The following is a 7,448-nucleotide window of genomic DNA, read 5'->3' as shown; positions in this document are numbered from 1 at the left end:
TTCGCAGATTGATCGCCTTCCCCACATAGATAATCTGCCCCTCCACATCTTTGTAGAGATAGCACCCCGGATTGGTAGGCAGGTTCTTGAGCTTCTCCTCAAGTGTCAGCGGCACAGACGAAGACATGGTGAACTATTGTATCAATAATGAAAGTCCCGCGAGCAACTCGTTGCCATTTGACCAGCGAATTTGCTTCCCTTGGTCAGGTTGCCACCCTCGCTGGAGAGCACTTTGAATCAGTGCAGTAACTACGGCGGGGCGATTGAGATTGTAGGTATCCTCGTTGAGATAAGCAAAGCCAAATCCCCCGTCCCGAAAGATGACCTCTAAGAAGCCTGGTGCCTTCTCGGCATAGATTCTCAGGGCAGCACTAAATGGCTCGGTATACCAGGCGAAAACCTGGCCGTCTACAACGATGTGTCGGGCTTTACGTTTCATTGGGAGAAACCTCTTTCGCGTCTCTTGGAACCCAGGCAGTGATTTGGTAGTAATCGGGATGTGGCTCGGAGAGATCGCTCGGTGCCTTCGACAGTGCCAGAAGCTCGATGCCATTTTGCCAAAGAAGTGTTTTGTTGTTCCAGCCATTTTGAAGTGCGTAGCGAATCAGAGCCGCAATCACAGCGGGGCGATTCAGGTTGTAGGTTTCTTCATGCTCGAACCAATAAATGACTCCGCTCTGGTCACTGCCCACTATGGTCTCTTGGTCGCCTTGCCAGAATTCAATCTGGAGAAAGCTCCTTTTGTTGGTTCCAGGGAAGACTCGCAAGCGTTCGACACAGCATTGTTCAATGTGAATGTGGCCCCGGTACCAGAGAAAAATCTGGCCATCTATGTAAAGGCGACGAAGGTAGTTTTTCACCCGAGGAATTCCAGGCCGTCGTAGATTTGTGCTAAGGGGACTTGGAGACCGAGTGCCTCGATCTCCATAATCTCGCTCAAAGTTTCCCACTCTTGCGCTTGCCAGGCATCGTCTTTGCGGCTCCAGCACTCCACTAAAATTCGATCTTGTGAGACAAAGATAATGGCTTTCAGGCTCGACAGGCTCCGGTAGCGCCGGAACTTTTCTCCTCTGTCAAAGGCTTCCGTGGACTCGGAGAGAATCTCAAAGACAACAGTCGGATTGAGAATCGTATCTCGACGGGCATTAAAGAAAAGTGGGGGCGAGCAGAGAATCATGGCATCGGGATAGAGAAACGTAGCCCCGATCTGCACCTTCAGCCCTTCCGCCCGGACACGGCATGGTGGAGCAAGATGCATCGCGCAAGCCGTGACAAGATTGGTCGAGAGCTGATTGTGCTCGTCGGACATCCCTGCCATCGCGTAGATGCTCCCTGCGACATACTCATAGCGCTCGGCCTGAGCCTTCTCCCAGGCCAGGAACTCCTCAAGACTCAGTAACTTTTCCGCCGTCGCCATGATGTTATTTTACCTCAACGAGACTGGGCAATAAGCTTGGCGATGAGAGCCGTGCCCCCGATCTGATCTGATTCAGCGACCAGGGCTTGGGACGTGGATTCTCGTTCGTATTATAAAACCACTACCGTCGGCGTAGCGCAGCTCAAAGCCGCTTCCGCCTGACGTCGAGGATAGGATTGCCGCTGCGAGATCGGGCTTTTGCTGGAAATTATGTGCGACGGCTTTTCCCAGGAGCGCATCCCCGATCTGCTCTAGTTCTCTGAAGATTAAGGTATCGGTGAGGCCGACTTTTTGCACGGGTGTGAGGTTTGCAACCCGCAGCGACTCTTTGTCGCCTAGGGCCTTGGCGACAACCTCGTAGCCTTTTTGAAGGCGGCTGTTGCTCTTTTGCATGAGATCCGACATGATCTTTCCCATCGAAGGAGGAAGGTCGGGGTAGCGGGGATTAATCGTGTCCTCAGGGTAGCGTGCGGAGAGATAGCGCTGGATGCTCGTCGGAAGTGTCTGGAAGATTGCCTTGCCTAGGCTCTCTCGGGTGACGGTGGGGAGGGCCGGTCGCCGAAGAAGAATCTCCTGCTTCTCTCCCTCGCCACGGCGTTGGAGTTGCCAGCCATTGCATTTAACGAGAGCGCGAAGAAGGGGGAGCGTGGGCTCTTTGGCGATAAAAAATGCGGGATGTTGGGTCAGTTCCGGGGTTACTCGAAGCCCTGTCGTGGTGCTCAAGGTTTGAGTAAAGCGCTCCCAAGTGATCAGTGCGGGCTGCTCCGGGCTCTCCTGTGGCCAAGCGGGACTGGCAATGGGGCGTGATTTTCCCAGGTAAGGCGAGATCGCACCACGCGATTTAGGCAGATCACGATTGACCCAGATCACCCCCAGGGTTGCTAACTGAAGCGTGGCAGTCGGAAGAGCACTCAGCGTCTGTTCTAGCTGGTTTGCTTTGAAAAGAATAGAGCTAAAGCTCCTCTGAAAGAGAAGCGCTTCAAACTGCTTACGGTGCTCGGGGCTGAGCTGGTGAAGGGGGAGGCCCGTGGCGTTGAGGAGCGCTTGCTGTGGCTGAGGGAGCGTGAGGACAAAGCTCTGGAGCGATCTCGTAAAGCTCGTTTGTGCTGGAGCCGCATCGAGCGCGGCCCCCAGCTTCAGAATATCCCGCAGGCTCGCGGCAAACTCATCGGCGGAAATCTCTGGGGTGCTCTCGGGCCGCTTAAACTGCTGGACAAAGACCAAGATGCCGTTCTCATCGCTCCAGGTGAAGTCAAACTCTCTCGCCAGCGTATCTAGCACTTGGGGCAGTGGGCCCGTCGCGAGCTTGAGTGTCTTCTCGCGGGGAATGCCCTCCACCACGAGGGCTCGCCCTGTCTGTTTGTGCACCTGAAGCAAAACATCCAGAAAGCTCTGCTCCGTCGCCGGAAGGGTGAGTGTCTCACTCTGCGCCTGTGCGGAAATCGAACTGCTAAAAATCAAGGCTCCCAGAAAGCCTGTAGCGAGAGAACGACGGTATACTTTCATAGAGATATTTTACCTGTCATTGTTCACGATGACTGAGCGATAAGCTTGGCGATGAGAGCCGTCCAGCCGGTCTGGTGGTTTGCGCCGAGGCCTGCGCCACTATCGCCGTGGAAGTACTCGTGGAAGAGGTAGTGGGGGTGATCTGGTTCGCGCTGGATAAGGGAGATCAGGCGGTGCGAGAGATCCGTTGCGACTCCCCAGAGGTCGGTGCCGCCGATCTGGAAGTTGGTGCCGTAGGCGTAGTCGAACTTTTGCAGCGACTCGATCAGCAGATAGTTGAGCGGCAGCCAGACCGGGCCCCGCCAGTTGGAGTTGCCCCCAAACATCCCGCTGGTAGACTCCGCGGGGTCGTAGGCGACCCGGTACTCCTGGTTGTCCACGGTGAGCGCGAAGGGATGAAAGCGGTGCCATGCAGAGAGCGAGCGGATACCGTGAGGGGAGAGAAACTCGGCCGGGTCAAGGGTGCGGGTGAGGATGCGGCGCAGGCGCTCGGGGCCGACCAGTGAGAAGATCGCCCGCTCGTTCTGACCCGGCGACGCGAGGTGCGCGGCCTCGGCGCTGAGCTCGGGCTTGTTCGCCAGAAACCACTTGATGCGCTTGGTGAAGTTGGGCACGCCCTCTAGCGTCTTGCTGTCGAACACTTCTACGGCAAAGAGCGGGATCAGCCCCACGATGGAGCGCACGGGCAGGCGACGGGTCGAGCCATCGGGCAGGCGCAGGGCATCGTAGAACCAGCCATCGGCCTCGTCCCAGAGCACGCCGGAGTGGTTGAGGGCATGGGCGATATAGACAAAGTGCTCCGCGAACTTGATGGCCACGTCTTCATAGGCCAGGTTGGTTTTGCACAGCTCTAAAGCGATCGCGAGCATGTTCAGAGAGAACATCGCCATCCACGCCGTGCCGTCGCACTGCTCCAGCGAGCCACCCGTCGGAAGCGGCGCACTCCGATCAAAGACCCCGATATTGTCCAGCCCTAAGAAGCCGCCCTCGAATAAGTTGTTGCCCTGGGCGTCTTTGCGGTTCACCCACCAGGTGAAATTGAGCAGCAGTTTATGAAAAATGCGCTCTAAGAATGCCGTGTCGCCGGGCTCATCGCGGCGCTTGCCCTGCTGCTTGCGCTCGATCCGGTAGACCCGTAGCGCGGCCCAGGCATGGACGGGTGGGTTGACATCGCCAAAGGCCCACTCGTAGGCGGGGAGCTGGCCGTTGGGGTGCATGTACCACTCGCGGCAGAGCAAGAGCAGCTGGTGCTTGGCAAAGTCGGGGTCTATGAGCGCGAAGGGGATCATGTGGAAGGCGGTGTCCCAGGCGGCGAACCAGGGGTACTCCCACTTGTCGGGCATCGAGAGGATATCGGCAGCATTTACTGTGCGCCAGGTGCTGTTGCGCTGGGCCTCTCGCGTCTGAGGGGGAGGCGGTTGGAGCGGATCGCCCTCCAGCCAGCGCTCCACATCGAACTGGTAGTACTGCTTGGTCCAGATCAGCCCGGCAAAGGCCTCGCGCTGGATCTGGCGAGCCTCCGGGGTAGCCTCCGGCGGCGCGAGCGTGGCGTAGTAGTCATCCGCCTCTTGCTTGCGCTGCTGCATCACGAGCTTCATGGGTTCTGTGCTCGCCGAGGTTGCTTGTTTAAGGCGAAGCCACACAGACGTACTAGAGCCCGCAGGAACCATGCGCTGCTCCACAAAACACGCCTTTGTCCCCGTGTCTTGGATATCACAGCCGTTTAGAGTCTGGTGGATGAGCCTCTCATGAAAGGCATCTTTTTTATGGTGAGGGTTCTCTAAAGTCTTCCAGAGCTTATGCTTATTGCTCTCGTTCTCGGTCAACCAAAGCGCTGACTCCTGCTCGGTCTCAAGCGTGTACGTTCCTAGTTTCTGGTGCTCGGCTCGTACCAGAGAGCTGCTAAGCCGTGTGATCGTCGGGTGGTGTGTCTCGGGAGACCAGCTCCAGGTGTTGCGAAACCAGAGAGTGGGGAGAATCCAGAGCGGCGCGGGCTCCGGCCCGGCGTTGTGCGCCGTGATACAGATCACGAGGTCGTCTGTCCCCGCCTTGGCGTACTCCACCGTCACGTCAAAGTAGCGGTTTTCGTCAAAGATCCCGGTGTCGGTCAGCTCATACTCCGTGGAGTGCGGGTCGCGCTTACGCTGGGCGTTCTCGGCGAGCAGCTGTGCATACGGGAACGCACGCTGCGGGTAGCGGTAGACGTATTTTAAGTAGCTATGGCTAGGCGTGGCATCGGCGTACCAGTAGAGCTCTTTGACGTCCTCGCCGTGATTGCCCTCGCCGTTGGTGAGTCCAAAGAGGCGCTCTTTTAGGATCGGATCTTGCCCGTTCCAGAGTCCAACGGCAAAGCAGAGCTGCTGGCGGATGTCTGAGATCCCGGCGAGACCGTCCTCGCCCCACCGATACGCGCGGCTGCGGGCATGGTCGTGCGGAAAGTAGTCCCAGGCGTTGCCATTGGCGCTATAATCCTCGCGCACGGTTCCCCACTGGCGTTCTGCAAGATACGGCCCCCAGAGTCGCCATGTCCGCGGGGTGCCTGCCATCTCGGCGATGCGTTGTTGTTCGGGTGCCATGTGGAAAATTGTACCTTTATTCTGATGGGTTGCTAGGGAGGAGAAAAAATCGGTCTACCAATAATGGACTCACTATGTTTGAAGGCATTAACCACTTTGGTCTGAGACTTCTGGCAGCTCTGATAGAACAGAAAGGCTTTGAGGATATCTCTGTCTCACCGCCTGCTATCTATCTGCCACTGGCGATGCTACGTGGTGCTGCCTCAGGGGCCACCCGAGCAGGGCTTTCACGACTACTGGGAAGTAGTGAGTCGCTCACGGACGAGGAGCGTGAGCGCAAGATTCGGGCACTCCGAAGTATTCTCACCCTGGAGCACACCACGTTTGAGGTGAGTGTTAAGACGCGGGGCCAGCGACCTTTTTCTCCGACATTTCTCCGACGTGCCCAAGAGAGCTATGGTGCGCAGCTCTACCCCGATGATAGTAACTTACCTTTGCGGCTTCTCTCGCAACTCAACGCCTCCCTGAACCTAGACGGCACCGTGGCTCAGGTTGAAGCAGATCCCCTTGTAGGGTTTCGTTTACCGAGCGTAGGAGGAAGGCGCTCTCTCTCTCTCTTGGTGCCGCGCAAGGCCCGCTTCTGGCAGGGTAAAAACCGGCCGCTTCAGGATCTTTTTGAGCGCCTGAACGATGATTTTTTCGCAAGCTGGCAAGGGCAGCTCATGAAGGCAGCTCCTGAGAAACGGCCTGCCATGCTGCTGCTCCCCGCACTTCCCTTGATCGTCGAGGCGGAGGATCTCTTGCCCCACTTGAAGGAACTCGATATGGGACCTGCAATTACTCCCTCGGCAGACTTTTCTCTCATGATGGTCTCGGGGGAAGCGCCCCATATTGCCACGCTACGTCACACGCTCCAAGTGCCACTCAGTGGGTTTGAGACCGGGCCAGACCTATGCCCCCTTTTTTGGTGGATCACCGATGAGCCCAGCGAGCTGATTGTTGCTCTAGGAGTGCGCTGGAGCTCTACAGGCTAAGTCCCGACTCAACCAGGCGCTGGACGGTTCCTACCGCTTTCTCTAGCTCTTCGGCGGTGGTATGCCGTCCTAACGAGAACCGTACCGCACCGAGAGCACGCTCACGGGGGACACCCATGGCCGTGAGCACGTGCGACGGATCAATGCTCCCCGACGAGCACGCCGACCCCGACGATGCACAGATTCCCCAGAGGTCTAGGGCTAGGAGCATCGTCTCGCCGTCGGGCTTGACAAACGAGAGATTGATATTGCTGGCCAGCCGCTGAGTGGGGTGACCATTGAGAAAGCCTTGCGGGAAGCTTGCAATAAACGAGTCCCGCAGTGGCAGTAGCCGCGCCGTTGTTGCCTCGCGCCACTCGGGGAGCAAAGAAACTGCCTTTCCAAAACCAACAATGCCGGGCACGTTCTCGGTGCCGGGGCGTTTCTGGCGCTCCTGGCTGCCACCATGAAAGAGCGGGGAGCACTTCACGCCGCTTTTAATATAGAGCGCTCCGGCGCCCTTGGGGCCGTAGATCTTGTGCGACGACACGCTCATCAAGTCCACTCCGAGCGCCTTGACGTCTAGTGGCAGCGCCCCCAGGGTCTGCACCGCATCGGTGTGAAAGAGCGCCCCACGCTCATGAGTGAGCTTTGCCAGCTCTACAATCGGGTTGATCGTCCCCACTTCGTTGTTGGCATGCATCACCGAGACCAGCGCCGTTTTATCCGTCAGTGCCTCGGCGAGCGCTTCGGGGTGCACCATACCAAACTCGTCCACGGGAACGACCGTGACCTCAAAGCCCAGCTCGCGGGCAAAGAGCGCGGCATCGAGAACGGCGTGGTGCTCGGCGGGGTTGGTGATGAGATGGTTGCGGCCCTGCTCTTTAGCGGCCATCAGCACCCCAAAAAGCGCGAGGTTATTTGCCTCGGTGCCGCCTGACGTAAAGTAAACCTCTCCGGACTCCGCACCAATTGCCGCCGCCAGCACATCGCGGG

General features: G+C 57.9%; 7 protein-coding genes. 1 reads left to right on the top strand and 6 read right to left on the bottom strand.

Annotated elements, in window-relative coordinates; all coding sequences use genetic code 11:
- Positions 1-133 precede the first annotated feature (133 nt).
- The 5 genes from RMO15_RS32600 to RMO15_RS32580 all read right to left on the bottom strand — a co-directional run bounded on the left by RMO15_RS32600 (position 134) and on the right by RMO15_RS32580 (position 5,499).
- Positions 134-439, bottom strand: coding sequence for a hypothetical protein (locus RMO15_RS32600; protein ID WP_309723347.1), 306 nt, complete (start codon positions 437-439; stop codon positions 134-136).
- Positions 429-860, bottom strand: coding sequence for a hypothetical protein (locus RMO15_RS32595; protein ID WP_309723344.1), 432 nt, complete (start codon positions 858-860; stop codon positions 429-431). Before RMO15_RS32595 ends, RMO15_RS32600 begins: the two co-directional genes overlap by 11 nt.
- Positions 857-1,417: a Uma2 family endonuclease gene (locus RMO15_RS32590; RefSeq protein WP_309723341.1), complete on the bottom strand. Its 561-nt coding sequence runs from the start codon at positions 1,415-1,417 to the stop codon at positions 857-859. The genes RMO15_RS32595 and RMO15_RS32590 overlap by 4 nt, the downstream gene beginning before the upstream one ends.
- 72 nt (positions 1,418-1,489) lie before the next feature.
- Positions 1,490-2,923 (bottom strand): hypothetical protein, encoded by a 1,434-nt coding sequence (locus tag RMO15_RS32585; RefSeq protein ID WP_309723339.1) that lies wholly within the window; start codon positions 2,921-2,923, stop codon positions 1,490-1,492.
- A gap of 23 nt (positions 2,924-2,946) precedes the next feature.
- Positions 2,947-5,499 carry a hypothetical protein gene (locus tag RMO15_RS32580; protein WP_309723337.1) on the bottom strand — a complete coding sequence of 851 codons (2,553 nt, stop codon included), beginning with the start codon at positions 5,497-5,499 and terminating at the stop codon, positions 2,947-2,949.
- Positions 5,500-5,573: 74 nt separating this feature from the next.
- Here RMO15_RS32580 and RMO15_RS32575 point away from each other — a divergent pair, with 74 nt between their 5' ends.
- A complete protein-coding gene (locus RMO15_RS32575) occupies positions 5,574-6,473 on the top strand; it encodes a serpin family protein (protein WP_309723334.1) in 900 nt (299 codons plus the stop codon).
- On the opposite strand, the gene RMO15_RS32570 is transcribed toward RMO15_RS32575, so the two are convergent.
- On the bottom strand, positions 6,463-7,448 hold a 986-nt coding region (locus tag RMO15_RS32570), incomplete at its 5' end, for a cysteine desulfurase family protein (protein ID WP_309723331.1). The two genes, RMO15_RS32575 and RMO15_RS32570, sit on opposite strands and share 11 nt — an antisense overlap.

This window comes from Armatimonas sp., assembly GCF_031410135.1.
Taxonomy (GTDB): Bacteria; Armatimonadota; Armatimonadia; order Armatimonadales; family Armatimonadaceae; genus Armatimonas.
This window is presented reverse-complemented; position numbering and strand designations above follow the sequence as displayed.